Origin of the sequence: Pseudomonas donghuensis (assembly GCF_000259195.1) — a bacterium.
Taxonomy (GTDB): Bacteria; Pseudomonadota; Gammaproteobacteria; order Pseudomonadales; family Pseudomonadaceae; genus Aquipseudomonas; species Aquipseudomonas donghuensis.
Window position 1 is genome coordinate 37157 of sequence record NZ_AJJP01000155.1, and the last position, 25808, is coordinate 62964.

Genomic DNA, 25808 nt, shown 5'->3' on the forward strand with positions numbered 1-25808 from the left:
CAGCAAACACCGAGGCACCGCAGTCGATGGACCCGACGCACATCCAGGCCCTTCAACAGCTACGCAGCGTGCTCCCCATCAGCCTGCGCCACGCCCAGGCCCTGCTGGAACACTGCGCAGGCAACCCCCAGCAGGCCGCCGAGCGCTACAAGACCGAGCTGCTGCAGGTGCTGGTGGACAAGTCCGGTCTGCCCGCCGATCAAGCCCAGGCGCATCTGCACAACGCAGGCTATGACCTGAATCGCGCCTTGAGCGCGGTAGAGCAAGCGCGCTTCACCCTGACCCAGCGCATCCTGCGCACACATCACCAGGACAAGGCCCGGGCCCTGGACCTGATCGCCCAGGCGATAGAAACCGCCGAGCAACTGCCGCGCCAGTACTGGCTGGCCTTCGAGCGGCTGGAACAACTGGCCCCGGCACCGCGTTGCTTCATGGTGCTCCACGAATGGCTGGCCTTTGAGGACTGGGAAGGCTTTGACAGTGCCCTGCACTTTCATCTGCCGCAGGCCATCGCCCAACTCAGGCACCTGCAACTGGATGCCCTGGCGGACACCCTGGAACAGGCCGATCAGCACCAGCAACGGCTACGGGCAGCCCATACCGAGCGCGAAAGCCCCATTGAGCTGGCCGTGCGGGTCAATCAGGATCCGTTGTTCAACGCCTGCCAGGACAGCTTCAGCCAGCAGCGGCCGCAGCTCGACGAGCGCCTGTACGAATGGGTGGAGCAATACATAGAGCAGTTCCCAGCCTGAGCGGCGAGTTCGCTTCAGGTGTCACTGGATATCCTTGCCCAGACAATGCGCATTGACGAACGTCGCGGTGTGTCGCAGCGCTTCGCGGATATCCGGTTTGGCAATGCCATGCCTGCCAGCAAATTGCTCGACCGCCGCGGTATCAAAACGGGTGGTCTGGATGAAGTCCAAGGCCTCGACGTTTGTATTCAACAACCGCGCAATGGGACGAACGCTGAGTAGCAACTTCATCAGTCGCAGCGGCATGTGATGCTTCGGCGCTTTCACGCCAAGCGGGTGTGCCGCCTGGGCCAGGAGTTCTCGCAAATTGGGCGTCTGGTCATCAAGCGCCAGCAGTTCCTGCCCCACCATGGCGGGATCAAACGCACAGGCCGCCACCAGTTCGACCAGGTAATCCACGCTGACCAACGGCAGCCAGTGCTCGGGGGTCCCCGGCACTGCCGCCAGCTTTCCTTGCACCAGGTTGCGTATCAGCTCCATCAGGGGCTGCCCCTCGAGGATGTGTCCGGTGCGGCTGTGGCCGCAGACTGTCGCAGGGTGGACAACGGTAATCTCCCCGCCCTGGGCCGCCATAACCTGCAGGGTCGCAAAATGCGCCTCCAGCTTGCTTGCCTCGTAACCACCGACCTTGCGGTAAACGGCGGGCCAGTTGGTCAGCTCTGGACGACGGGGATCAATACCGATGTTGCGCAGATGCTGGTGATTCTTCAGCATATAGCCGCCGATCAACACCAACCGGCTGTTTTGTTCAGCGGCCAACAGCGCCACCTGCCTCGCCCCCTCGACGTTCACTGCCCGTGACTGTTGCAGCGAAAGCCCCCAGGCGAAGTGGGCCCCCAGATGAAACACGATGCGGGCACCTCTTAGCACGGCTCGGTCGACATGACTCAGGCCAAGGTTATCCCGCTGCAGATCGCCAGATACGGCGAACACCTGGGCGGCATTTCCCCCCAGGCTGGCGACGTGCTCACGCAATGCGGCCAGTCGCTCCGGGCGCCTCATCAAGACCCGGACCGTATGCCCTTGTGCACTCAAGAGCGCCACCAGATGCTGACCGATGAAGCCGGTACCCCCTGTGACAAAGCACTCCACGCTCATTTTCCTGCTCCTTGGTAAGGTGAGAAATCAAGCGTAAACTATCGACCCAACTCTACAGTCAAGCGGTGTTTTCATGAGAATCGGCGAACTGGAGGCCCGTAGCGGAGCAAGTCGGCACACCCTTCGTTACTACGAACAAATCGGCTTGATCTCGCCCCAGCGGCGGACTAACAACTACCGCGTCTACACCACGCAAACACTGCAGGACCTGGACTTTATCCAGCGCGCACAGGGCATGGGGTTTTCCCTCGGGGAAATTGGCGAGATTCTCGATGCGCAGCGCAACAAGCTGATCGACTGTGCGGCCGGCGCGAAGCTGATTGAAAAGAAGATGGCAGAGATCAAACAGAAAATCGTCAGCCTCCAGAGTATTTATCAGTATCTCGATGAGGAGCGCATCAACCTTGAACGCAGTGCCGCCGAGCAAATTGAGCTGCAGAAGCTGAACAGCTCTCCCAACTGAGAGAAAACCTGTAGGTAACGCCTTCTCACGCAAGAACAAATCAAGGATTGGAACACCGTGCATAGGGAAATCATCTTGATGCGTCATGGTCAGCCAGACCTGGCCACCTCCGGCAAGATTTCAGCGCTCGAGATGCAGCGCTGGATCGAGCAGTACGAACGCTCCGAAGTCAAAAACCAGCCCGCACCACAGGTTAGCGTTGAGCTGGCGGCTACCGCCAAAGTGATTGTCTCGAGCACCGCGCCCCGGGCACTGACCTCCGTGCGAGCGCTGGGCTTGCAGCCCATTCTGGTCGACGCGGTTTTCTGCGAGGCGCAACTGCCTCATGGCCGCTGGGCGCTGCCGCGTCTTTCCCCCTTCACCTGGGCATTCATTCTTCGTGTCTTATGGTTGTGCGGTTTCTCAGGCACGGTTGAGTCTGCCCGCAAGGCCAAACTGCGGGCCAACCAAGCAGCGCAACGACTTCAATCCCTTGCGGATGAGGGGCCCGTACTACTGCTTGGCCACGGAATCATGAATCAGCTGATCGCCAAGCAGTTGGAAGCTGCCGGCTGGGTTCGCCAACAGCGCAATGGCAATAGCTACTGGAGCGCCACGACCTATCGCATGAGGCAGGCGTAAGTTCGCTGGCATGCCGGGGATCCATTGCGCAACGCCGGATGCTGCCATCTATGCCTTTGCCAGCTGCGCGGCGCTGATCGGCAAGACCACCCCGGCTGGCCGTTATCTGGCCAGTGATGAAGACGTGGCGCTGGCCTTGCTGGAAGAGGCGCAGGTTGCCGTGGTGCATGGCAGCGCCTTCGGCCTTGGACCTTACTTGCGCATTGCCTACGCCCTGGACGCCCCATCGCTGCTCGCAGCGTGCGCGGCGATGGCGCGGTTCTGCCGAGCGCTCATAAGGCAGTCGTCGATGCATCTTCACTTGACGTAAATCAAACACGCAGCTTGTGACAGGTGTAGACAAGGGAGGTGCTTTCCAACCTCTCGATCGCTTCGGAGTAACCCCCATGGCACCCCAGCCCTCTGCGCAAACACCCTCTACCCCCGCCTTTGCGCCTGTACAAGGCGAACACTGGATCGAGCCGCTAAAGGAGGGTGGACATGTCCTCATCAGGCCGTTGCGCGCCGAGGATCGCGAGCGAGAAAAAGCCTTCATCATGCGCCTTTCTCCAGAGTCGCGGCACTTTCGCTTTTTGTCGCAAATCACAGAGCCGGGGCAAGCGATGCTGGATCAGTTGATGACCATCGACATGCGTCAGCATGTGGCGTACGTGGCGTTGGCACACGTCAATGGCGAACTCCTGGAGGTCGGTATCAGTCGCTATGCAGCCAGCCCTGAAGCGGATGAGTGTGAATGCGCGGTTACCGTTGATGATCAATGGAAGCATCGCGGCCTGGGGTCACTGCTACTTGGCCACCTCATCGACAAGGCGCGGGCGAACGGCTACACAAGCCTGTTCTCGATCGACTCGGCGGCTAATACGGCGATGCGCGATCTGGCTCGCGAGTTTGGTTTCTCGACCGTGCGTGACCCCAGCGATGCGTGCCAGGTTATCCATCGGCTTTCATTGCTGTGATGAGCGTTGCCAGGCAGCATCCGGGCCGCGGAACCACGCTGAGGTACGCCGTTGTCAGGCCACCGGAACATCCGGCGTGATCACCAGGACACTGCTGGGCATCTTGTAGAGTACCCTTTCAACCGTGCTACCAATGTACTTGGCCAAACCACGGTGGTGCACCCGCCCCATCACCACGATATCGGTGCCGTGATCCCGGCAAAAGGCACTCAAGACTTTTGTCGGGTCGCCCATGATCATGTGGCAACTCTCTGGATCGATACCATTGCGCGCGGCCAGCTGGCGAAAGGCATCGCTTTGGGCTTCATGCAGACGTTCGGCCACATTGGAGCCAAACACAAAGGCGCTACGCCCCAGGTTTTCTGCATCCGTTTGCATAGCGGTCAGGTCGTAGGCATACAGGATTTCCACTTGCGCCTGGCATTGCATGGCCAATTTCAACGCTTCATTGATGATACGGTCATTGAACCCTTGGAATTGATCCTCAGGGCGTGACAGATCAACCGCTGCCAGTATTTTGCGCGGTAGGGCGTGGCTGGCCTCGCTGACAAAGTGCAACGGTGTTCTGCTTTCGCGCAACAGCCGGATATCCAGCGTGCTGAACATCGCCCGCATCAGGCGCGATTCCTGCTCGATATCCTTTACCAGCATGGTAAAGGGCTGTTCTTTCAAGTGAGTCAGCATTTCCTCCAGGACATTCTCTACCCACACGACTTCAGTTGTGACCGTAAGCCCATTTCTACGCAGGGGAGCGGCTTGGGCTTCAAGCCATTGATGATGTTTCTCGACATAGGCCTGGCGCATCACCGCCAGCGCCTGTTCATTGACCAGGCCCGCAGTCGCAAGCCCTTCAAGGTAATCAAACGCCACTATATGCAGCGCACTACCTTTAGCCTTGGCCAAGGCTGCAGCACGGTCATAAGCGTCAGTGCGACGCATCAGGGACGGAGCAATCAGCAACAAGCGTTGAACGTCAGACATGACTCACCTCGGGCGAAGTAATGAGCAGGTACATACCATCCTGCATCCGTCCAACGCTGAACGATTGATTTGCATCAAGCTCGCGATGCAATGCAACGCGCAATGGCCCACTGCGTTGCTGAAGGCCATACCAGGCGATGTCGTCCGACGCACGGTAACCCGACTAGTGAAAATAGCCTTGGATCCTTGATCCGGGTCAATCGATTCGCTGGTTTTGCGCGCAGGCTAAACCAAGGTGAATGCCACGCTCCCGAAGAGGAACCGATGCCATGGCGACCATGAAAGCTGCAGTTTTTGTGGAGAAAAACAGGATAGTGCTGGAGCAAAAGCCTATTCCCGACATCGGCCCGAGTGACGCGTTGGTGCGCCTCACAACCACCACCATCTGTGGCACCGATGTCCACATCCTGCGCGGTGAATACCCTGTCGCCAAGGGTTTGACCATCGGTCATGAGCCCGTTGGCATCATTGAAAAGCTCGGCGCCCAGGTTCAAGGCTTTAGCGAAGGACAGCGGGTCATTGCCGGCGCAATCACCCCAAGCGGCTATAGCAATGCCTGCCTGTGTGGGTGCTCTTCCCAGGATGGGCCCGGCACCCTCCATGGCTTCAAGGCCATCGGTGGCTGGAAGTTCGGCAACACCATCGATGGCTGCCAGGCCGAGTATGTTCGGGTACCCGACGCCATGGCCAACCTGTCGTTGATACCCGATAACCTCAGTGATGAACAGGTTCTGATGTGCCCGGACATCATGTCCACCGGGTTCAGCGGTGCCGAACGCGGTGATGTGAAAATCGGCGATACGGTCGCGGTCTTTGCCCTGGGCCCTATTGGCTTGTGTGCGGTCGCCGGTGCCCGCTTGAAAGGTGCCGGCACGATTATCGGTGTTGATAGCGTGAGCGCGCGCATGAGCGTGGCCCGCCAGCTTGGCGCTTCACACCTGGTCGATTACACCCAGGGCAATGTCGTCGAGCAGATCATGGCGATAACTCACGGCCGTGGTGTCGAAGTCGCGATTGAAGCACTTGGCAGCCAATCGACGTTTGAATCCGCGCTGCGGGTGTTACGGCCCGCAGGCACCTTGTCCAGCCTCGGTGTCTACGCTTCAGACTTGCGCATTCCCCTCGATGCCTTTGCGGCCGGCCTGGGTGACTACAACATCGTTACCACGCTGTGCCCCGGTGGCAAGGAGCGTATGCGACGCTTGATGGAAGTCATCGCCAGCGCACGCATTGACTTGGCGCCATTGGTGACCCACCGCTTCAAGCTGGACGACATTGAAGCCGCCTACGACCTGTTTGCCCATCAACGCGACGGCGTCATGAAGGTCGCCATTACGCCCTGAATGAACGGAGTAGCCTCAATGAACATCTACATTGAAAGCCATCCACGTCAGAACCGTTGGTGGGTGCACCTGGATGTCTGGAGGGTGAGTTTTCAAAGTCTTGAAGAAGCGACAACCTTCGTCGATCGCCTCCATGCTCGAGTCAACGCCCCGCACTCCCTGACGATGCTAGCTGAGCGTGCGCAGGTAGTTGGTAAGTCAACGCTACGGTGAAGGCCCGGCGACAACGCTATAATCCGGGAAGGACTGCAGCTCAACCCAAGCGGTTAGCACGCCTGCCCTCCCCTGTGCCTCGATGCCGCCATCATGCTTGAAACCCTGGACATTACGCACCTCGCTGCAGCCTTGGGCATAGGAATGCTGGTTGGCCTTGAGCGTGAACGCAAGAAAGGCAGCGGCGAGCATCGCGCATTTGCCGGCCTCAGGACCTTTGCCATCACCTCGGTGCTGGGCTACGTCTGCATGGCCGTCGCGGGGGCGATGTTAGTGGCTGTCATGAGTATCGCGCTGGCTCTCATCATTGCCGTCGCCTACTGGAAACACGCTGGCAAGGATCCAGGCATCACCAGTGAAATCGCCCTGCTGTTCGTCTTGCTGCTCGGTGCCTTGTGTCATGAGCAGCCAGAATTGGCGATCGCCATCGGCGTGGTGCTTACGGTTGTTTTGGCGCTCAGGCAAGAACTGCACCGTTTTGCCCTCCAGCAATTGACCGAAACCGAAGTTCGCGACGGGTTGATCCTGCTGACTGGGGCATTGGTCATCCTGCCCTTGACGCCAGATCGCTTCTTCGGCCCGTTTGGCGCCATCAATCCGCGCACCATCTGCACCCTGACCGTGCTGCTGATGGGGGCCGGGGCACTGGGCCATATTGCCATGCGCATGGTGGGCGAGCGCTATGGCTATACCTTGAGTGCCATTGCATCAGGATTTGCTTCTGGCTCGGCGACCATCGCCCTGATGGGGCATTTAGCCCGAAGGGAACCATCATCTGTCAAAGCGCTCAGCGCTGCAGCGCTGTTTTCCAACCTGGCGACTGTTGCCTTGCTCGGTCTGGTGCTGGGGGCCGTCGACCCGGCGTACGTGGGGGCGTTATGGGCGCCGATGCTGTTGGCGGCATTGACGACAGTGGTCTGCGGTTCCCTGCTGCTAGCCCCCTGGAATCCTTCGCTTGTGCCGGCTGCAAGCAAGGTTGGGGACGGCGCTTTCAATCTCAAGGTCGCCCTTGTGGTCACGGCGGCAGTGACCGGCATCACCCTGCTCTCATCGGCGCTTCTAGCCAGCCTTGGACACAAAGGTGTACTGATCGCCGCGTTGCTGAGCGGCCTGGCCGATGCGCATGCAACGGCAGCGTCGATCGCCTCGGTGGTGAAGTCAGGGCAACTGCCAGTGGCAGACATCGCGATCCCCGCACTGACAGCCATGAGCAGCAATACGCTGACCAAGTGCGTGCTGGCCTGGACCAGCGGTGGGCCCAGGTTCGGCGCTTATGTCATTGTTGGACAGCTGCTGATTATCACCTCGATGTGGGCAGGCCTGCTGTTGCAATAGATCAGCGCGTACGCCGGCTTTCCAGGGCATTGAAAAGCACCATGCCCGCCAGCATCGCGAGCACAAAAATAATGATTTGCCAGTGGCCGCTCAGTAACAGCGCCAGTGATGGCCCGGGGCAAATACCGGCAATCCCCCAACCGATGCCGAACAGCAGGCTGCCGCCCACCAACCTGCGGTCCAGGGTCCGCGACGTCGGCATGCACATCGGCGCGCCCAGCAGCGAGCGTGTTTGCTTGCGGCCCCATTGCATGGGGATCAAGCCAATCCCGATCGCACCGAGCATGACCATCCCGAGTGATGGATCCCATTGCCCGGCCAGATCCAGAAAACCCAGCACCTTGGCCGGATTGACCATGCCTGACAGCAACAGGCCAAGGCCAAACAGTACGCCGCAAATAAAGGCCATAAGCCGTAGCATGATCAGGCTCCGAGCAGATGACGAACGATGAACACCACAGCAAAGCCTGCGGACATGAAACACAGCGTGGCCAGCAGTGAACGAGGCGCTAGCCGCGCCACGCCGCAGACACCGTGCCCGCTGGTGCAACCGGCGGCGTAGCGGGTACCCACCCCGACCAGAACGCCGGCCACCAGCAAGCCAAGCCAACCGGTCTCAAACTGCACGACCGGCCCCTCGGCGAACACCCACCACAGCAAGAGCGATAGCACCACCCCGAGGAGGAACAGCGCTTTCTCCCCTTTGCCTTCGCCGTGTTTTTCCAGAAGGCTGCCGAGCATCCCGCTGATACCCGCCACGCGCCCATTCAAGAGCATGTACAAATTGGCCGCGCCACCGATCAACAGACCGCCGAGCAATGCCGTCCAGGGGGTGAAGTTGCTCCAATCGATGGTCATGCGCATTCCTCTCTGCCAGTTAGAAACAAGGTGGCCGCCACATGCTCGATCCATGCATGTGCCTGGCGCTTGGCTAGCATACGCTTGAGCATAGATCCAAACACATCCCAAACCGCAGGCCCGCTTGCACAACCGTGACGTTGGCGGGCTGCGGGTTACCCTAGTGTTCTGACGGGCCTAGCCGGGCTGGTTGATACACACGACCTTGGGCTGGGTCATGTCCTCGTAAGCAAACCGTACCCCCTCGCGGCCCAGGCTGCCGTACTTGAAGCCACCAAACGGCATGGCGTCGAAGCGATAGTCCGACGAGTCATTGATCATCACCCCGCCGGCTTGCAGCTGGCGGGCCAGTTGCAAGGCTTTGGACAGGTCGCGGGTGAACAGGCCGGCATGCAGGCTGTACTCCGGCGCGTTGGCCAGGGCGACGGCATCCTCCAGCATATCGAACGGTTCGAGGATCACCACCGGCGCGAACACTTCCTGCTGCCAGATCCGGCTGTCGTGGCTCACCTGTTCAAGCACCGTCGGCGCATAGCTTGACCCCTGGCGCAGGTGCCCGCACAGCAACTGAGCGCCCTCAGCCAGCGCTTCATTGACCAACTGCTCGGTGCGCCGCGCCGCATGCTCGCTGACCATCGGGCCTACATCGGTTTCCCGCTTGGCCGGATCACCCAGCACCAGGGCACGCGACAAGGCGACAAAGCGCTCGCGAAACGCCGGATAGATCGAGCGCTGTACAAAAATGCGCTGGGTGCCAATGCAGTTTTGTCCCGCCGCCCAGAACGCCCCGGACACACAGGACTCTACCGTCGGTGCCAGGTCGCAATCGTCCAGCACCAGTACCGGGGCATTGCCGCCCAGGTCCATGGCGAGTTTTTTCAAGCCGGCGCTGCGGGCGATGGCCTCACCTGTGGCAAAGCCGCCGGTGAAGGAAATCATCCGCACCTCGCGCAGCTCGACCAGGGCCTGGCCCAACTCGACGCCACCGGTGGCAACGGTGACCACCGAGGCAGGCAAGCCGGCCTGGACCAGGCACTCCACCAACTTCAAGGCCGACAGCGGCGCCAGTTCCGAAGGTTTGAGGATCACCGCGTTACCGCCGGCAATCGCCGGGCCCAGTTTGTGCGCGACCAGGTTGAGTGGGTCGTTGTAGGGGGTAATGGCAACGATCAGCCCCAAGGGTTCGCGGCTGAACCACCCCTGACGCGACTCGGAGCCCTCGTAGGCGTCGAACGGCAGCACCTCGCCGGCGTTGCGCCGCGCCTCTTCGGCAGACAGCTTCAGGGTGTTGACGCAGCGTTTGACTTCCTTCTCGGCCTGACGCAGGGTCTTGCCCGCTTCGGCGACGATCAGCCCGGCAAAGGCGTGCGCCTGTTCCTCGACGCGCCGGGCCGCGGTTTCCAGCACCCGTGCCCGGGCATGCCGAGGCATCGCCGCACTCTCGCGTACGCCCAGACGGGCACGTTCGAGAATGCCAGGCACGGCGCTGGCATCGAGGTTGGCAACACTGCCGACCCGGCGACCGTCGAAAGGGCTGAAGACATCGATCTGCTTGGCATCGACCAGCTTGACACTGACTTGCTTGGATACGCTCATGACGGTGCTCCGCTTACTGACGGTCGGTGGTGTGCAGGGCGATGATGTCCGACAGCAGGGCGAAGGCGGTTTCGATCCGCCCTGCCCCCGGGCCTGACACCGTCACCGCACCCACCAGCGCGGTGTTGAAAGACACGGCATTGGTCGCGCCGTTGATGGCCGCCAGCGGATGGGCAGCAGGCAACAGCCGGGCCTCGACACTGGCGCGAATCGAGCCATCCGCCTCGCGCTGCGCCGCCCCGATCAGTTTCCAGCAGTGACCGTTCTCGCTCGCCTGGGCGATATCGCGGGCAGTGATTGCGCTGATGCCGGAACAGGCAACGTCGCTGACCCGCAACTGCGCGTTGAGCAGTTCGTTGGCCAGGATCACCACCTTCAGGCGCACGTCGTAGCCCTCCACATCGGCGCTGGGGTCAGCCTCGGCATAGCCCAGTTGCTGCGCCTGGGCGACCGCCGCGTCGAAGCTCAGGCCCTCTTTCATGCACGTCAGCACGTAATTGGAGGTGCCGTTGAGAATGCCCTCGAAACCTTGGATCTCGGCACCCGCCAGGGCTTGCCGGGCCAGGCGGATCACCGGCGTGCCGCTCATGACCGCGCCTTCATACTCAAAGGCCACATTGTGACGCCGGGCCAGGGCCTTGAGCTCGCTGCCGTGCAGGGCGATCGGGCCCTTGTTGGTGGTCACCACATGAATGCCGCTTTCCAGTGCCCAGCGGCAGAAGGTGGCAGCCGGCTCGCCGTCGACCGGGTTGGTGAAGGTGGCCTCCGCGACGATGTCGGCGCCGGACTGCTTGATCACGGTCTCGTTGAAGGCCTCGGCAGTACCGCCCGGCAGCCTTGCGAAGGCACCCTTTTCGGCCGGCAGCGCAACCAGTTGCCCGGCATCCAGGCCATTGCGATCAACGATGGAGCCAAGGAACAGGTCGGTGACGCCGACGATCTTCAGGCTCAAGCCCAGGGCGGCTTGCCAGGCCGCATTGCGCTCGGCAATCAATTGGGCCAGGCCCCGGTTCACCCCACCAAAACCCACCAGTGCAATTTTATATTCAGTCATGACAGCTCTCGTCTCAGGCGTTGTTTGATGGAACCAGCCTAAGAGGTCGGCCTGGGCAGTTGAATAGGGCAAAGTGCTGTATTCGTTGGTCAATCTGCACCGCGACGCGCAGCTGTGCCGCGCCTAGTGCTCGGCAGACAGCACGAACGAAGTCACGGTGTTTTCAACGCCGGCCATGGCGGCGATTTCTTTCCAGACCCGGTGCACACGCTCGGGTGATGCCGCGTTGACGCGCAGCATCAGGTCGAACTCACCGCTGAGCACCTCGCACTGGACGATCTCGGGGATCGAGCGCAACCCGGCCAGCACCTCTTCACCGCGCATGCGGTCATGGCGGTAGACGAAGATCACCGCGCTGATCATCGAGGCCGCCCGCCGCGAATCGCCCAGGCGCAGCGTATACCCCTGGATCGCACCGTCGCGCTCCAGGCGTTCGATACGCTGGCGCACGGCATTGCGCGACAGGTTGACCTTGGCGCCGAGCTCGGCATGGGCAATGCGCGCATTGGCGCTGAGCTCGGCCAGGATGCGTTCGTCCAGCGGGTCGAGGATGCGTTTCATGCGCCCTCCTGTTGGCTCACGCACAAGGCCTGGCGCAGGCCCGCCAGGTCCCCCGGCAGCAGGTACGGTGGTCGCGCCAGGGCTTCGGGCGGCGCGGCCACGCTGTCGCGCCAGGCGCCCAGCTCTGCCAGCAGCGCCGCTGATCTGGCCGGGGCGATTTGCCCCAGGGTGACCATTGGCGCCCCCAGGCTGCGCCGGTGCAGGCGCCCTGCCAGGGCACCGACGGCGGTATGCGGGTCGACCGCCGCGCCGGTTTCATGGAACAGCTTGAGCACTTCTTCGCGCACCTGTGCCTCCTCGACCGCGTGGGAGTCGAACAGCACGCGGGCGCGAAGCCATTGAGGATTGCCGATACTCAGTTCGCCGCACGCTTCAAAATGCTCCATCAACGACCTGACCGCAGCGCCGTCGTGTTCATACAGTTCCCAGATAAAGCGCTCCAGGTTGGAGTACAGCGAGAAGTCCATGGCCGGCGCCAGTGTCCGGTTGCTCTGGCGCATGGAGTAGCGGTTACGCTGGATAAAATGATGCAGGGCATCGTTGCTGTTGGTCGAAACGATCACCTGATTGATCGGCAAGCCCATTTTCTGCGCGATGAAGCCTGCGTAGATCTCGGCAAAGCTGGCCGCCGGCACACTGAAGGCGACAGGACGGGTGCCGCCGCCCAGTTGCAAGGCGGCATGGAAGTAATAAACGATCTGCGCCAGCACGCCGACCCAGTTGCTGGAGTTGAAGCACACCGGTATCAGCCCGGGCAATGGCCAGTCGCGCAGCAGGCGCGACAGCAGGGTCTGGCAATCGTCAAAACTGCCCTCCACCGCCAGCAACTGCACCTGCTCCGGGTTTGCCCGCTGCAGGGCGTGCAGCTGTTGCGCCGGCACCCCGTGACACGGGTACAGCACCGCCAGGCGCATGCCTGGGTAGGCGGCGAATGCCTCGATGGCAGCAAGCCCGGTATCGCCGTTGGTGGCACCGACCACCAGCGCCCTGGCGCCAAGCTCCTGGAGAAAATGCGCCGCGAGGCGCGCAAGCAGCTGCGCGGCAAAGTCCTTGGAAGACTGGGTCGGGCCGTGAAACAACTCAAGAATCCATTCGTTGTGGCCAATTTGCTGAAGCGGCGTAATGGCGCGGTGGCTGAAGTCGCGGTAGCTGTCGCTGAGCAACGCCCGTAACGTGCCTTCGTCCAGGGACTCGCCAACGAACGGCGACACCACACGCCAGACCAACTCATCGAACGGCAGCCAGGACCAACTGGCAATCTGCTCCTGGGTGAACACTGGAACCGTTTGCGGGACATACAGCCCGCCGTCAGTGGCCAGCCCCGAGAGGACCACACTGCGAAAATCCGCCGCGGGCGCTGCGCCCCGTGTGCTTACATAGTGCATGTTCACTCCAGATCAGTACGACAGATGACGATGCGCTTGCGCCACCAACCAGGTGGAGAACGCCGCGGCATCGGCTGACAACGCCTCGCCTTGGGCGCGCACCAGATAAAAGGACTCGCTGGCTTCTATGCGGTAATCGAAGGGGGCGACCAGTTGTCCGGCCTTGAGCTGATCTTCCACCAGCGACGACCGCGCCAGGGCCACGCCCTGGCCCAGTTCCGCCATGCGCAAGGTCGAGACCAGGGTGTCGAACTGCAGGCCTCGGGAGTAATCCACCTCATCGGCACCGACCCGTTTCAACCAATAGCCCCAGCCTTCTTCGTAGCCCAGTACATGCAGCAAGGCATGCCGGGCCAGGTCGCGAGGTTGATGGATCGGTGACTGGGCCATCAGCGCCGGTGAGCACACCGGCTGCAGCACATCCCAGGTCAGGCGCTGGGCAATCAGCCCGGGCCAGCTGCCACAGCCCCAGCGAATCTCCAGGTCGTCCTCGCCATCGGGCGCCTTGACCCAGAGGTTGCTGATAAAACGGATGTCGATGTGCGGGTATTCGCGACAAAACTCCGCCAGCCGCGGCGCCAACCAGTACTGAAGAAAACTCAGGCTGCCGCGCACCTTCAGCGGCCGGCGGTGGTGCTGGCCGAAGATCTCATTGGTACCCACTGCCAGGCGGCTGATGGCGTCCTGCACCACGGGCAGGTACGACTGCCCTTCTTCGGTCAGGCCCAGGCCACGCGGCAGGCGCTTGAACAGCGCCACCCCCAGGTGCCCTTCAAGCTGACGAATCTGCTGGCTCACCGCGCCTTGGGTCAGAAACAGCTCTTCTGCCGCATGGGTGAAGTTCAGGTGGCGCGCCGAGACCTCGAACGCCCTCAGCCAGTTCAGCGGCGGTAGGGATTTTTGACTCATCAAGGCAACCTCATCGGCAATTATCGGCGCTCACTATGGCCCCGGCCGCTCATGCCGCGCCAGCAGAACCCTTGACTGCAGCGCTGATGCCCAGGCGTTGTTCACGCTTCTTGCGCGTGACCCAGTAGACGAAATAGCACCAGGCAATGAACGGCAGGCCGAAGTACAGGGCGATTCGCTGGGCCGGGTCGAAGGCAATGCCGACGCACGCCAGCAAGCAGCACAGCAAGGCGCCAAGCGGCACCCAAGGGTAGCCACGCACGCGAAAGTGCAGATCTTCCACCCGGCCGCCGCCGGCGATGTACTGCCGCCGGAAGGCCATCTGGCTGGCGGCAATGCTCATCCACACCACCACGACCGCAAGCCCGGAGATCGAGACCAGGGCCAGGTACACGGTGTCCGGGGCAAGCACGCTGCTGAGCAACGAGGCCAGCGCCCCGGCCATGCTCAGGATGATCGCGTTGACCGGCGTACCGCGCTGGGACAGGCGCGCATAGCACTTGGGCATGTGGCCCTGGTCGCTCAAGGTCCAGAGCATCCTCGATGCGGCGTACAGGCCAGAGTTGGCGGCAGACAGCAAGGCGGTGATGATCACGAAGTTCATGATGTCCGCCGAATAGGGAATGCCGATCAGCTCGAACACCACCACGAACGGGCTTTCCACCAGGCCGGCCTGCTCGCGCGGCAGCAGCGTGGCGAGGACGAAGATCGTGCCGACAAAAAACAGCGCCAGGCGCAAGATGGTGGTGCGAATGGCCTTGGGCACGCTGGTTTGCGGGTCCTGGGCTTCACCGGCGGCAATCCCGATCAGCTCGGTGCCGGAGAAGGCGAACGACACCGCCAGCAGGGTCATGGCAATCGGCAAGAATCCGGTCGGGAACAACCCTTCGCGGGTGAAGTTGCCAAGGCCAACACCCTGTAGCTGCTGAACCTCGAAGACCCCGCAGATGGCCCCGCCGCCGATGACGATGAAGGTCAACACGGTGATGACCTTGATCAGCGACAGCCAGAACTCGGTTTCGGCAAACAGGCGCACCGACACCACATTGCTGACGAACACGGCGATGGCAAACAGCGCACTCCAGCTCCATACCGGTGTGTCCGGGAACCAGCGCACCATGAGGATCCCCGCCGCAGTGAACTCCGAACCGATTGCCACGGCCCAGGTCAGCCAGTACAGCCAGGCCACGGTATAGCCGGTGCCGGGGCCCAGGTAGCGGGTGGCGTAACTGCTGAACGAGCCGGTTTCCGGCATTTGTACTGCCAGCTCGCCCAGGCAGACCATCACCAGGTAGACCATGACGGCGCCAATGATGTAGGCAATCACCGCGCCGAGTGGCCCTGCCTGGTTAACCGTGTAGCCGGTGGTCAGAAACAGGCCGGTGCCGATGACGCCACCCAGGGCCAGCATGACGATGTGACGGGTCTGCATCTGCTTGTGAAACTCGGCCCCGCATGCGGGCTGGCCTTCTTTGAGCTGAGTCTGCATTTTTCTTGTTCTCATGAAAGGGACATTCGCTGCCACCCCGGACGGGGCAGCAGGCGTTGAATGGCCGTCAGGTTTTATTGTTTTGAATTTTCATGAAGAGACCGAGCGACGGTTAGATCGAACGTCTTCGCTCAACTAGGCTTCAACCCCGGGGCACTGAGCCTGCGGCTGTACCGGTTTACCCTGGCCTTGCTCGCGGCGCACCGCAGCAAAGGCATTGCGCAAGTCGGCCAGCAGGTCGTCGGTATCTTCGATACCGACAGAAATGCGTACCAGCCCTTCCGAGATGCCCAGGGCCTGGCGCTCCTCCAGGGTGTTTTCCACATGGCTGGTGGTGCGCGCCGGCCCGTAGATGGTCTCGACCGCGCCCAGGTTACCGGCGCGGTGGGCGTACTTGAGGTGTGGCAGCAGACGCACCACCGTTTCCATGCCACCCTTGAGCACAAAGCTGACGATCGCCCCAAAGCCGCGCATCTGCGCACAGGCAATGGCGTGCCCCGGATGCTGGGCCAGCCCCGGATAATTCACCGACTCCACCAGCGCTTCGCTGCACAGGTACTCGGCCAGCACCTGCGCGCTGGCCTGTTGCTGACGGACACGCAAGGCCAGGGTCTTGATGCCACGGATGATCAGGTAGGCCGAGAACGGGTCCAGCGCGGCGCCGTTGATCTCGCGATAATGGCGGACCTGGGCCATCAGCGGTTCGGCGCCGCAGACGACGCCACCCAGCACATCGCCGTGGCCGGAAAGGAACTTGGTAGCGCTGTGCACCACCACGTCGACGCCAAGCGCCAGGGGGTTCTGGTTCAGCGGCGTGGCAAAGGTGTTGTCGGCCACCACCAGCGCCCCGACACGCTTGGCGGCTGCGGCCAGGCGCTGGATATCGAGGACCTTGAGGGTCGGGTTGGTCGGCGTTTCCAGGTACAGCAGCGCGCAACCACGCGCAACTTCGCGCTCGATGGCCTGGGTATCGAGGGTGTCGACCAGCGTCACCTCAACGCCCATGCGTGGCAGGAACTCTTCGAAAATCTTGTTGGTACCGCCATAGCTGTCGCGGGTCGACACCACGCGCTGGCCCTGGCGCAGGAAGCTGTGCAGCACGCCGCTGATCGCTGCCATCCCGGAGCTGAACGCCACCGCCGCTTCGGCCGCTTCCAGTTCGCAGAGCTTGTCTTCCAGCACGCAGACCGTGGGGTTGCTCATGCGGCTGTAGATAAAGCCCGGCGCCTTGCCCAACGCCACGTCATACCAGGCATCGATGTCCTGATAGCCATAGGCGGCGCTCAACACAATGGGCGTCTGAGTAGCGTTGTAGGGGTGCCCGCCCTGCTCGCCACCCCACACCACCCGGGTTCCGGATCCTGCGCCCTGATCGAGCTTTGTCTTGTTGTTCATAGTGGTCTCGCATCGAAGAAGCACCGCAGTGCTCCGATTGGGGATGCGAGGACTATAGGGAAGCCCGGTCAGGCTGAAAAACGATCTAATCCGGGCCTGAGGCACGGTTTTTTTAATGGCTGGCGGCCCCTGGATTCAGACCGGGGCATGGGTACTGTGCTGGTAGTGGTGGCTGATGCCGATGTCGTCCCGGTCGAGCGGGCAGTCCAGCTCCAGCACCAGACCGCCGGGCAGGCTGACAAAGACCTGGCAGACACGTTCTTGCGGCAACACCGCGACCTGGTACGGCAAGCCGCTGGCACGCACCCGCTCAAGCACGGCCGACGCGGGATGCGCGGTGCGCAAGGCCAGGTGGTTGAAGCGCGTGTGCTCACCTTCGATCAGGTGCACCAGCGCCTGGCCACCCTGGTACAACCAGTGCCCCGGGAACGGAAACGCCGGCCTCGGCCCAGGCTCGACGCCCAGCAAGGTTTGCAGCGCAGCCTGAAGATCGCCGTCGGCGGATGTGTTGAAGGCTAAATGATCGAACTGAAAATCAAGGGACATGCTGAGCACCTCGCAAGGCCTGGGACGGATGTCGAGATGATCGGTTATTGAAAGTCCCTGATAAACGGGGCTAAAAGGACATGACTTATTAATATTTTTTACAAGCTGGCGTGGTAGCCCTGGCCAACGCCGTGGTGGCGGTTGAACGGCGCTCTCATACCCGCAAGCCCTCACAGCAGCGCCAATGAAGGCTTTCCCTCAACCGATGCCCCGCGCAAATACCTTGTAATGACCTACCCTCAAAAGCTGGGAGATCAATTACCGAACCGGGCATTACCATGCGCAATGCTTTTAAGATCATCGGCATCATCACCCTCGCCCTGCTGCAGCTGAGTGCCCTTGGGCAGGCCGCCGAACCACCCGCGCCTGCAACCGCCACGGCTGCCGCGCCGGCCGTCAAGGTGACGCAGAACGACCTGCAAGCCTTGCAACTGCGCCTGGACAGCCTCAAGCAGCAGATTTCCCAAGCCAACAACTACAACCAGCTCGAAGGCCCGCAGGATCGACTGCAGGCGCTGATCGTCGATATCGACCGCCTGTCCACTGCGCTATTACCTGAACAGGCGCAGTTGCGCGCGCAGTTGGAGGTGCTGGGCCCGGCGCAGGTCGACGCCCCGGTAGCGAGCACCTCGGACATTGCCGCGCAACGCAAGGCACTCACCGAACAGAAGGACAGCCTGGATGCCACCCTCACCACCCTGGCGACGCTGAAGGAAAGTGCCACCAACCTGCTGACGCAAATTGCCGGCATTCGCCGCACCATGCTCGAAAGCGAACTGACCCTGAGCACCCACAGCCTGCTCAACCCGGCATTCTGGTTGCCGGTGTTCAACCCCTTGCCCGACGACCGCCAGCGCCTGCAGGCGTTCTTCGCTGAGCTTGGCAGCACCGCCGGGGCCGTCTGGCAACCCGGCCAGCGCGTCTCCACCGTGGTGCTGGTGTTGCTCGCCCTGTTGGTCTGGACCCTGGGCCGCCGGCTGGTGGAGCGCTGGCTGGCCTGGGCCTGCATGAACCGCGTGCCCGAGGGCCGCTTGCGCCGCAGCTCGCTGGCCCTGGCCTCGGTACTGGCAACCCTGCTGGCCACCGGCGTTGCCCTGGAGCTGCTGTTTTACGCCTGCACCCGCCACCTGCCGTTGCCTGCCATGCTGGCGACATTCTCGGAGGAATTCGAAAAGCTCGCGTATACCTGTGTGCTGATCACAGGGTTGAGCCGGGCGTTGCTGTCGACCCAGCATCCCTCCTGGCGGCTACCCGATATCGCCGACCCGGTAGCGCTGGCCTTGCAGCCGTTTGCCCGCTGGCTGGCGGGCGCCCTGCTGGTGCTGGTGACCCTGGTGCAGATTTGCAACGCCGCCGGCATGAGCAACCCGTTGGTCATTGCCGGGCGCGGCATCGCCGCCTCGGTGATCACCGGCCTGATCATCGCCCTGCTGGTGCGCACCAGCAGCACCCGCCGGGCGATGGCTGCCGCCGGTGACGCGCCGGAAGCCGCCTCGACCATGGCCGGGGTGATCTACACCATCGCCAGCATCGCCATGCTCACCTCGGTGATTGCCCTGCTCACCGGCTATGTGTCGCTGGCGCGCTTTGTCACCTATGAGGTGGTCTGGGTGTTTATCCTGCTGGCCGGTTTCTACCTGCTGATGCAGGCGTTCAAGGACGGCTGCGAATACCTGTTCTCGCCCAGGCAGGCCAGCGGCAAGGCGCTCAAGGAATTGCTGGGCATCGGTGACCGGCGCCTGGATCAGATCGAGACCCTGATTTGCGGTTTCGGTCGGGCTGGGTTGTTGTTGCTGGCGGTCATCACCCTGTTCGTCGGTGGTATCGGGACCACCCTCGGCCAACTGATCAGCAACATCGCCGCGTTTCTCAGCGGCGCCGGCTTGCGCCAGTTCAACATCATTCCGGGGCACCTGTTCAATGCGGCGCTGGCCCTGATGCTGGGCATCTACCTGATCCGCACCCTGCGCCGCTGGCTGGATAACGAGTTCCTGCCCAAGACCGACATGGACCCGGGCATGTGCGCCTCGCTCAGCACCCTGTTCGCCAACATCGGCTATGCCCTGGTGATCCTCCTGACCCTGTCGTCGCTGGGGGTCAAATGGACCAACCTGGCCTGGATCGTCAGCGCGCTGTCGGTAGGCATCGGTTTCGGTCTGCAGGAGATCGTCAAGAACTTCGTCTCCGGCCTGATCCTGCTCACCGAGCGCCCGGTCAAGGTTGGCGACCTGATCAGCATCAGCGGGGTCGAGGGCGACATCCGCCGCATCAACGTACGCGCCACCGAGATCCAGCTGAGCGACCGCTCGATCGTCATCGTGCCCAACTCGCAACTGATCTCGCAGAACCTGCGCAACGTCACCCTCGGCGGCAGTGCCCAGGGGGTGGCGACCCTGGAGCTGGTGTTCCCCCTGGACATCGACCCCGAGCAGGTGCAGACCCTGCTCTACGACACCTACCTGGAGCACGAGACGATCCTCGACAAACCTGCGCCGTTCGTACGCTTCAGTAACCTCACCGCAGAGGGCATCACCTTGAAGGTCACCGGCTACGTCAGCAGCCCGCGCATTGTCGCCACGACCAAGAGTGACCTGTTGTTCGAGATTCTCAAGCGGCTGGCGGCGGCGGGCATCCAACTGGCCAAGCCTGCGGCTACAACCTGAGCTGCGCACAGACCAGGATCAGTACTCCCTCTCATCCTTGGTGATCTTGCCGCTGTTGGCATCGACGTTGAATTCATACTTCATCCCGTCTTGCTTGATGCCCTCGCCCTCCCAGTGGTCCTCTTCGGCCTCAATCTTGATGATCCTGGTGTAGCCGGCGGCTTTGAGGGTCGCCTCGGCTTCGGCCTGGTCGACTTTCCAGTCGTCGCCAGGCTGCTGGGCCCACACTGGCGTGGCGGCCATTGCGCCGAGCAGGGCCAGGCCGGCAAACATCGTGGTCAGCGGTTTCATCGCAGGGTTTCCTGTGTGGCATGCAGGTAGTCGATAGACCTCTGGCTCGCGAGTGGGTTCGAACTGCTCGCCCAGCGACGACTTATTTGTCGGTGCCGGGCTCATGCTGGCGGGCTATGCGCTCCTCACGCCGCCGTCGCCGGACCACCGCAGCGCCCCAGGCCAGCACGCCGGCAGAGGCGATCAGCATCGCCGCCAATAACAAGTAGCCCCAGTGAACCTTTATCATGCTGCGCCACCTGGGGCCCCGAACAAGCCCTCACTGATCGATATTCCTGGATCCGCGCTACTTCGACCGGTGAGCCAGTACCTTGATGTTCAAGTATAGCCAATGCCGCTGGCCACTTTGATCAGGGCCAGATGCAATGGATAGAACCAGTAGCCCCAGCGGCCGACGCGCCACAGGTGCTGCCGCACCTCCAGCCGTAACAACGCCAGCCCCAGGGGCGCAGAGACGAACGCTGTGCCCAGGGCCATGAGCGCGATCAATTGCAGCGGGTGCTCGCGCAACCACAGGTTGGTCAGGTTCGCTGCCAATGCCAGCACCGCGGGCAGCAGCCAGGTCAGCGACCGGTAGCGCATGGCCAACAGAAAAGCGCCCGGCAACAACACCCCGGGCAACCCGTACATCAACCACTCCGACAGCAGCGCCGCGGCCGCTACCGTCGCCAGTGCAACCAGCCCGCTGCTGCGGGTGCGATGGTGCAGCCCCCAGGCGACCAACAAGCCCAGCGCCAGGGTCGGCATCACGTTGAGCGTCGGCGACGGGCCATTGAGCCAGCGATAGGGCCACTCCGAGAGCAGCGCGAAAACCACCAGCCCTTGCACGTAGCGGGCATTGGCGGCGGTATAGGCGTGCCCGGGCGTGTTGCGCGCCAGGTTGGCGGCAATTGCCAGGCAGAACCAGGGGAACGCCAGGCGGCCGACGACAAACAGCCAGTGCGCGGCGGGCCAGATAAACCGCAGGTGATCGGCGACCATGGCGATGATCGCCAGCCACTTGAGCAGGTCCAGGCCAATGTTGCGCGGGGCGGTGCGCTGTTCGCTCATGTCCATTCCGGGTAAAAACGCTGCTGCTTTGACAATGCCACACCCGGGTGCCCAGCACTCGCAGTTTGTCGGCTGGGCTGGCAAAAGGTTGCAAACATGGATTACTGTATATGCATACAGCATCAACGAGTACACATGATGAACGACTACGATGAAGACTTCGCCGCGCCTGATTCACCGACCCTGGTGGAAATGTGGAAGCATCAGGTGGTACTGATGACCAACGAAGCCGAGTACCTCAACACCGAGTTGCTCAAGGCCCGGCAGAACATTGCCAAGCTGGTGGCGATCAATGCCGAGCTTGCGGACCAGTTACGTGGTGTGCGCAGCGCGGACATCCTGACGCCACCGAACCTGTGGGAGTCGGCCTTGCCGGCGATCGAGCGCGCAGCGCTCGCAAATCCAGGCGCCGCCGCACACTTCACTGCGCCTCCTCGACCTTGAGCACCTCGCCCCGCGCCTCCAGCAACTGCACAAAAGTCCTCAGGCTGCGCGACACCGTGCCCCGCCGCCACACCAGCCAGGTACGCAGGTAGCGAAAGCGTTGCGACAACGGCCAGACACTGACCGTACTGCACCCGGGCATGCTTTCGAGCATGCTGCGCGGCATCAGCGCCAGGCCTGCACCGGCGCTGACGCAGGCGAGCATGCCATGGTACGACTCCATTTCGATGATCTTGCCCGGCACCGCCTCGTCCTGGGCAAACCAGTTTTCGAAATGATGCCGGTACGAGCAGTTGGCGCGAAAGGCGTAAATGGTCATGCCATTGACCTCGCTGGCGCGGGTGATCGGCGCATGGTTGAGCGGCGCGATCAGCACCATCTCTTCGACGAACACCGGCACGCCCTCCAGCGCCGGATGCAGCACCGGCCCATCGACAAACGCCGCACTCAAGCGCCCGGCGAGTACGCCATCGATCATCGCGCCTGAAGGACCGGTGGTCAGGTCCAATTCGACCTTGGCGTAGGCCTGGTTGTACGCCGCGAGCAACGTCGGAATACGCACAGCGGCGGTGCTTTCCAGCGAGCCGAGGGCGAAGGCGCCTTGCGGCTCGTCACCGGCCACGGTCAGCCGCGCCTCAGCCACCAGGTCAAGAATGCGCCGTGCATAGTCGAGGAAGTTCCAGCCCGCTGGCGACAGGCGCAAGCGGCTTTTCTCGCGAATGAACAGCTCGGCACCCAGCTCCTGCTCCAGCTGCTTGATCCGCGTGGTCAGGTTCGACGGCACGCGGTGGATATGCTGGGCCGCAGCGCTGATGCTGCCTTGTTCGGCCACCGCCTTGAACATCTCCAGTTGCACCAGGTCCATGCTCATTCTCTCTACGTGAATGTTTTGCTCAGTATTATTCAGTTTCAGGCAAAGATACAACGCAGTAGTCTGAAGCCGTTCTTCTCCCCTCAGGACCGCCGTGATGACCGCGATCAACTTCCAGACCCATGCTTTGTCGATCAACCCCGCCAGCGGCGAGCAGATCGGCCACTACGCCTATGAAAGCGACGCCGTTCTGGATGCCGCCCTGGCCCGGGCTGCCCAAGGTTTTGCCGCCTGGCGCCGCACGCCGGTAGCGGCCCGCACCGAGCGCTTGCTGGCCTTGGCCGGCGCCCTGCGCGACAACGCCGTAGCCATGGCCCGAATGATCACCGACGAAATGGGCAAGCCGGTCACCCAGGCGCGGGGTGAACTCGAAAAATGCGCCCAGTTGTGCGAATGGTACGCCGCCAACGGCCCGGCCATGCTCCAGGCCGAGCCTGCCCAGGTACCCGCTGGCAAGGCCCGCATCGAATACCGTCCGCTCGGCCCGCTGCTGGCGGTAATGCCGTGGAACTTCCCGATCTGGCAGGTGCTGCGCGGCGCCGTGCCGGCGCTGCTGGCCGGCAACACCTATGTGCTCAAGCACGCACCGAACGTGATGGGCAGTGCCTACCTGCTGCTCGAGGCGTTCAAGCGCGCCGGCTTCCCTGAAGGGGTGTTCGAGGTGATCAACGTCACTCCCGATGGCGTCTCCAAGGCCATCGCCGACCCGCGCATCGCCGCCGTGACCCTGACCGGCAGCGTGCGGGCCGGCACCGCCATCGGCGCTCAGGCCGGCGCCGCGCTGAAAAAATGCGTACTGGAGTTGGGCGGCTCCGACCCGTTCATCGTGCTCAACGATGCCAACCTCGATGAAGCGGTAAAGGCCGCGGTGATCGGCCGCTACCAGAACACTGGCCAGGTCTGCGCCGCCGCCAAGCGGCTGATCGTCGAGCAAGGCGTGGTCGAGGCGTTCACCCGCAAGTTCGTCGACGCCACCAAAGCCCTGGTGATGGGCGACCCGCACGCCGCCGACACCTACATCGGCCCGATGGCGCGCTTTGACCTGCGCGACGAACTGGACCAGCAAGTCCAGGCGACCCTGGCCGAGGGTGCAACACTGCTGCTGGGTGGAGGCAAGGTCGAAGGCAATGGCAACTACTACCAGGCGACGGTACTGGCAGACGTCACCGACCAGATGACCTCGTTCAAGCAGGAGCTGTTTGGCCCGGTGGCCTCGATCATCACCGCCCGCGATGCCCGCCATGCCCTGGAGCTGGCCAACGACAGCGAGTTCGGCCTGGCCTCGACCCTTTACACCAACAATGCCGCGCTGGCCGAACAACTGGCCGCTGAGCTGGACACCGGCGGCGTGTTCATCAATGGCTACTGCGCCAGTGACCCACGGGTGACCTTTGGCGGCGTGAAGAAAAGCGGTTTTGGCCGTGAGCTGTCGCACTTCGGCGTGCGCGAGTTCTGCAACGCGCAGACGGTGTGGATCGATCGCAATTGATCGCCGCCAGCACGAGCGCACGCGCCCGGCTAAAGGTCCATCGCCAGGCGTAACCGCCTGGCCAGCTCAGCGGCTTGCTCGCGGCTGCTGACATTGGTAAAGCCGATCAACAGGCCGTGCCGTTGCCCGTGCCCGCGATACCAGCTGGAAAGGGGTTCAATCGCCAGGCCAAGGTGGTGCGCGCGCCTGGCGATCGTGCAATCGTCAAGGCCGCCGGCCAGATGTGCCACCAGGTGCATGCCACCCGCCCTGTCGTCCAGTTGCAGGTGCTCGCCCACCTCGGCCTGCAAGGCGTCGACCAGGTACCTGCGCCTGTCGGCGTAGAGGCCACGCATCCTCCTCAAGTGCCTGGCAAAGTGCCCCGCTTCGATAAATGCGCTCACCGTCGCCTGCAAAAGCTGCGGGCAGTGGTTCTGCATGTCCCCTGCCACCGTGGCGAAGCGGGCCACTTGAGCCTGCGGTACCACCAGGTAAGCCAGGCGCATGCCTGGCGCCAGCACTTTACTGAAGGTGGCGCAGTACAGGACCCGCCCCTGCGTGTCGAGGCTCTTCAGTGCCGGCACCGGACGACCGCGGTAACGGTATTCGCTATCGTAGTCGTCCTCTATGACCCAGCTGCCTTGGCTGCTGGCCCATTCCAGCAGGCGTTGGCGCCTGGGCAGCGTGAGCGTGACCCCAAGGGGACTTTGGTGATGAGGCGTGACCAGGGCGAAGCGCGCGTCACCCGCCAGCGCCATGCCGGCTTCGACATCCAGGCCGTCGGCATCCACCGGAACCGCAATCAACTGCGCCCGGGCTTGCTCAAGAAAGCGCCTGGCCTGGAAGTAACCCGGGTCTTCGAACCAGCAGCGATCACCATCGTGCAGCAGGCTGCGGCATATCAGGTCGAGGCAGGCACGGTATCCGGCGCAGATAAAAATCTGCTCCGCTGTACAGGAAATCCCCCGCGATACCCCCAGGTAGCTCGCTAACGCACGGCGTAGTGCAAGGTCCCCCTGAGGGTCCGGGTATACCAGGCCATCCAGGCCGCTCTGGCGCAAGGTGCGACCGAGCAGGCGCGTCCACAGTTTGCGCGGGAACGCGTCCAGCGCCGGCAGCCCCATCTGCAAAGGCATTGGCGCAAGCGCTGCAGGCTTAGGGAATGTCTGTGGCGGGTCAAGCCGCCGCTCACCGGCATCAACCGGGGTCGGGCTCAGCAACGGCGCTACCACCGTACCAGCCGGCCCTCGGGTCTGCACATAGCCTTCACCGGCGAGCATCTGGTAAGCCGCCTCGACCGTACCGCGCGCCAGGTTAAGTTCCGCCGCCAAGGCCCGAACCGACGGCAGACGCTCGCCAGGCTGAAGGCGCCCGGCACTGATGGCGTGGCGAAAACGCAGATAAACCTGACGATAGATCGGCGTTGCCGCATGCGGGTTGGGTGGCGGGCAGGAATTCGGCATGTC

The 25808-nt window shown here is 62.6% G+C and carries 27 protein-coding genes and 1 pseudogene; 11 read left to right on the forward strand and 17 right to left on the reverse strand.

The features are described 5' to 3' along the window. The first annotated feature begins 26 nt into the window (after positions 1-26). The gene (locus UW3_RS0100140) at positions 27-752 is read left to right on the forward strand and encodes a hypothetical protein (RefSeq protein WP_010220091.1); all 726 of its coding nucleotides are present in this window, start codon (positions 27-29) and stop codon (positions 750-752) included. A 21-nt stretch (positions 753-773) separates the two neighbouring features. Here the strand turns inward: UW3_RS0100140 and UW3_RS0100145 are convergent, their stop codons facing one another. Then, the gene (locus UW3_RS0100145) at positions 774-1850 is read right to left on the reverse strand and encodes an SDR family oxidoreductase (protein ID WP_010220092.1); all 1077 of its coding nucleotides are present in this window, start codon (positions 1848-1850) and stop codon (positions 774-776) included. A gap of 73 nt (positions 1851-1923) precedes the next feature. On the opposite strand from UW3_RS0100145, the gene UW3_RS0100150 reads away from it, so the two are divergent. The 4 genes and pseudogenes from UW3_RS0100150 (at position 1924) to UW3_RS0100165 (ending at position 3890) form a co-directional block, all read left to right on the forward strand. Beyond that, the gene (locus tag UW3_RS0100150; protein WP_010220093.1) at positions 1924-2313 is read left to right on the forward strand and encodes a MerR family transcriptional regulator; all 390 of its coding nucleotides are present in this window, start codon (positions 1924-1926) and stop codon (positions 2311-2313) included. A gap of 57 nt (positions 2314-2370) precedes the next feature. Further along, the gene (locus tag UW3_RS0100155; protein WP_010220094.1) at positions 2371-2934 is read left to right on the forward strand and encodes a histidine phosphatase family protein; all 564 of its coding nucleotides are present in this window, start codon (positions 2371-2373) and stop codon (positions 2932-2934) included. A gap of 13 nt (positions 2935-2947) precedes the next feature. Further along, a pseudogene (locus UW3_RS0100160) lies at positions 2948-3244 on the forward strand (aminotransferase class I/II-fold pyridoxal phosphate-dependent enzyme); the annotation flags it as partial. 76 nt (positions 3245-3320) lie between these two features. Then, a complete protein-coding gene (locus UW3_RS0100165) occupies positions 3321-3890 on the forward strand; it encodes a GNAT family N-acetyltransferase (RefSeq protein WP_010220096.1) in 570 nt (189 codons plus the stop codon). A gap of 54 nt (positions 3891-3944) precedes the next feature. Here the strand turns inward: UW3_RS0100165 and UW3_RS0100170 are convergent, their stop codons facing one another. Further along, entirely contained in the window at positions 3945-4871 is a 927-nt protein-coding gene (locus UW3_RS0100170; RefSeq protein ID WP_026001124.1) for a universal stress protein, read from the reverse strand. A gap of 269 nt (positions 4872-5140) precedes the next feature. Between UW3_RS0100170 and UW3_RS0100175 the strand changes: the two genes are divergently transcribed. From UW3_RS0100175 to UW3_RS0100180, 3 genes are all read left to right on the forward strand, one after another. Then, a complete protein-coding gene (locus tag UW3_RS0100175; protein ID WP_010220099.1) occupies positions 5141-6214 on the forward strand; it encodes an NAD(P)-dependent alcohol dehydrogenase in 1074 nt (357 codons plus the stop codon). Positions 6215-6232: 18 nt separating this feature from the next. Further along, positions 6233-6427, forward strand: coding sequence for a hypothetical protein (locus UW3_RS27995; protein WP_081492750.1), 195 nt, complete (start codon positions 6233-6235; stop codon positions 6425-6427). A 93-nt stretch (positions 6428-6520) separates the two neighbouring features. Next, complete coding sequence (locus UW3_RS0100180) at positions 6521-7762, forward strand: MgtC/SapB family protein (protein WP_026001125.1); 1242 nt, start codon at positions 6521-6523, stop codon at positions 7760-7762. A gap of 1 nt (position 7763) precedes the next feature. On the opposite strand, the gene UW3_RS0100185 is transcribed toward UW3_RS0100180, so the two are convergent. The 10 genes from UW3_RS0100185 to UW3_RS0100230 all read right to left on the reverse strand — a co-directional run bounded on the left by UW3_RS0100185 (position 7764) and on the right by UW3_RS0100230 (position 17555). After that, positions 7764-8183: a YeeE/YedE family protein gene (locus UW3_RS0100185; protein WP_026001126.1), complete on the reverse strand. Its 420-nt coding sequence runs from the start codon at positions 8181-8183 to the stop codon at positions 7764-7766. Between the two features lie 2 nt (positions 8184-8185). Next, positions 8186-8620 carry a YeeE/YedE family protein gene (locus UW3_RS0100190; RefSeq protein ID WP_010220102.1) on the reverse strand — a complete coding sequence of 145 codons (435 nt, stop codon included), beginning with the start codon at positions 8618-8620 and terminating at the stop codon, positions 8186-8188. Positions 8621-8797: 177 nt separating this feature from the next. Further along, the gene (locus tag UW3_RS0100195) at positions 8798-10216 is read right to left on the reverse strand and encodes an aldehyde dehydrogenase family protein (protein WP_010220103.1); all 1419 of its coding nucleotides are present in this window, start codon (positions 10214-10216) and stop codon (positions 8798-8800) included. Positions 10217-10229: 13 nt separating this feature from the next. Further along, positions 10230-11270: a homoserine dehydrogenase gene (locus tag UW3_RS0100200; protein ID WP_010220104.1), complete on the reverse strand. Its 1041-nt coding sequence runs from the start codon at positions 11268-11270 to the stop codon at positions 10230-10232. Positions 11271-11393: 123 nt separating this feature from the next. Then, positions 11394-11831, reverse strand: a complete 438-nt coding sequence (locus UW3_RS0100205) for an Lrp/AsnC family transcriptional regulator (protein ID WP_010220105.1) — start codon at positions 11829-11831, stop codon at positions 11394-11396. Continuing rightward, positions 11828-13216, reverse strand: a complete 1389-nt coding sequence (gene thrC, locus UW3_RS0100210) for a threonine synthase (RefSeq protein WP_026001127.1) — start codon at positions 13214-13216, stop codon at positions 11828-11830. Before thrC ends, UW3_RS0100205 begins: the two co-directional genes overlap by 4 nt. Before the next feature lie 12 nt (positions 13217-13228). Continuing rightward, on the reverse strand, positions 13229-14125 hold the full coding sequence (gcvA, locus tag UW3_RS0100215) for a transcriptional regulator GcvA (RefSeq protein ID WP_010220108.1): 897 nt from the start codon (positions 14123-14125) through the stop codon (positions 13229-13231). 49 nt (positions 14126-14174) lie between these two features. Further along, positions 14175-15614 (reverse strand): amino acid permease, encoded by a 1440-nt coding sequence (locus UW3_RS0100220; RefSeq protein WP_010220109.1) that lies wholly within the window; start codon positions 15612-15614, stop codon positions 14175-14177. Between the two features lie 135 nt (positions 15615-15749). Continuing rightward, entirely contained in the window at positions 15750-17009 is a 1260-nt protein-coding gene (locus tag UW3_RS26330) for a cystathionine gamma-synthase family protein (RefSeq protein ID WP_050989978.1), read from the reverse strand. Positions 17010-17144: 135 nt separating this feature from the next. Beyond that, a complete protein-coding gene (locus UW3_RS0100230; protein ID WP_010220111.1) occupies positions 17145-17555 on the reverse strand; it encodes a VOC family protein in 411 nt (136 codons plus the stop codon). Positions 17556-17833: 278 nt separating this feature from the next. Between UW3_RS0100230 and UW3_RS0100235 the strand changes: the two genes are divergently transcribed. Continuing rightward, positions 17834-20218 (forward strand): DUF3772 domain-containing protein, encoded by a 2385-nt coding sequence (locus tag UW3_RS0100235; RefSeq protein WP_010220112.1) that lies wholly within the window; start codon positions 17834-17836, stop codon positions 20216-20218. A gap of 18 nt (positions 20219-20236) precedes the next feature. Here the strand turns inward: UW3_RS0100235 and UW3_RS0100240 are convergent, their stop codons facing one another. The 3 genes from UW3_RS0100240 to UW3_RS0100250 form a co-directional block, all read right to left on the reverse strand. Continuing rightward, positions 20237-20509: a PepSY domain-containing protein gene (locus UW3_RS0100240; protein WP_010220113.1), complete on the reverse strand. Its 273-nt coding sequence runs from the start codon at positions 20507-20509 to the stop codon at positions 20237-20239. A gap of 82 nt (positions 20510-20591) precedes the next feature. Then, positions 20592-20738 (reverse strand): hypothetical protein, encoded by a 147-nt coding sequence (locus UW3_RS28865; RefSeq protein WP_158467524.1) that lies wholly within the window; start codon positions 20736-20738, stop codon positions 20592-20594. Between the two features lie 89 nt (positions 20739-20827). Continuing rightward, positions 20828-21565, reverse strand: a complete 738-nt coding sequence (locus tag UW3_RS0100250; protein WP_010220114.1) for a TraX family protein — start codon at positions 21563-21565, stop codon at positions 20828-20830. A gap of 129 nt (positions 21566-21694) precedes the next feature. Between UW3_RS0100250 and UW3_RS0100255 the strand changes: the two genes are divergently transcribed. Continuing rightward, complete coding sequence (locus UW3_RS0100255) at positions 21695-22003, forward strand: hypothetical protein (RefSeq protein WP_026001128.1); 309 nt, start codon at positions 21695-21697, stop codon at positions 22001-22003. On the opposite strand, the gene ptrR is transcribed toward UW3_RS0100255, so the two are convergent. Further along, positions 21981-22868, reverse strand: coding sequence for a putrescine utilization regulator PtrR (ptrR, locus tag UW3_RS0100260; RefSeq protein WP_010220116.1), 888 nt, complete (start codon positions 22866-22868; stop codon positions 21981-21983). The genes UW3_RS0100255 and ptrR overlap by 23 nt on opposite strands. A 103-nt stretch (positions 22869-22971) precedes the next feature. Here ptrR and UW3_RS0100265 point away from each other — a divergent pair, with 103 nt between their 5' ends. Further along, complete coding sequence (locus UW3_RS0100265) at positions 22972-24363, forward strand: aldehyde dehydrogenase family protein (RefSeq protein WP_010220117.1); 1392 nt, start codon at positions 22972-22974, stop codon at positions 24361-24363. 29 nt (positions 24364-24392) lie between these two features. On the opposite strand, the gene pdxR is transcribed toward UW3_RS0100265, so the two are convergent. Next, positions 24393-25805, reverse strand: a complete 1413-nt coding sequence (pdxR, locus tag UW3_RS0100270; protein ID WP_010220118.1) for a MocR-like pyridoxine biosynthesis transcription factor PdxR — start codon at positions 25803-25805, stop codon at positions 24393-24395. Positions 25806-25808 lie beyond the last annotated feature (3 nt).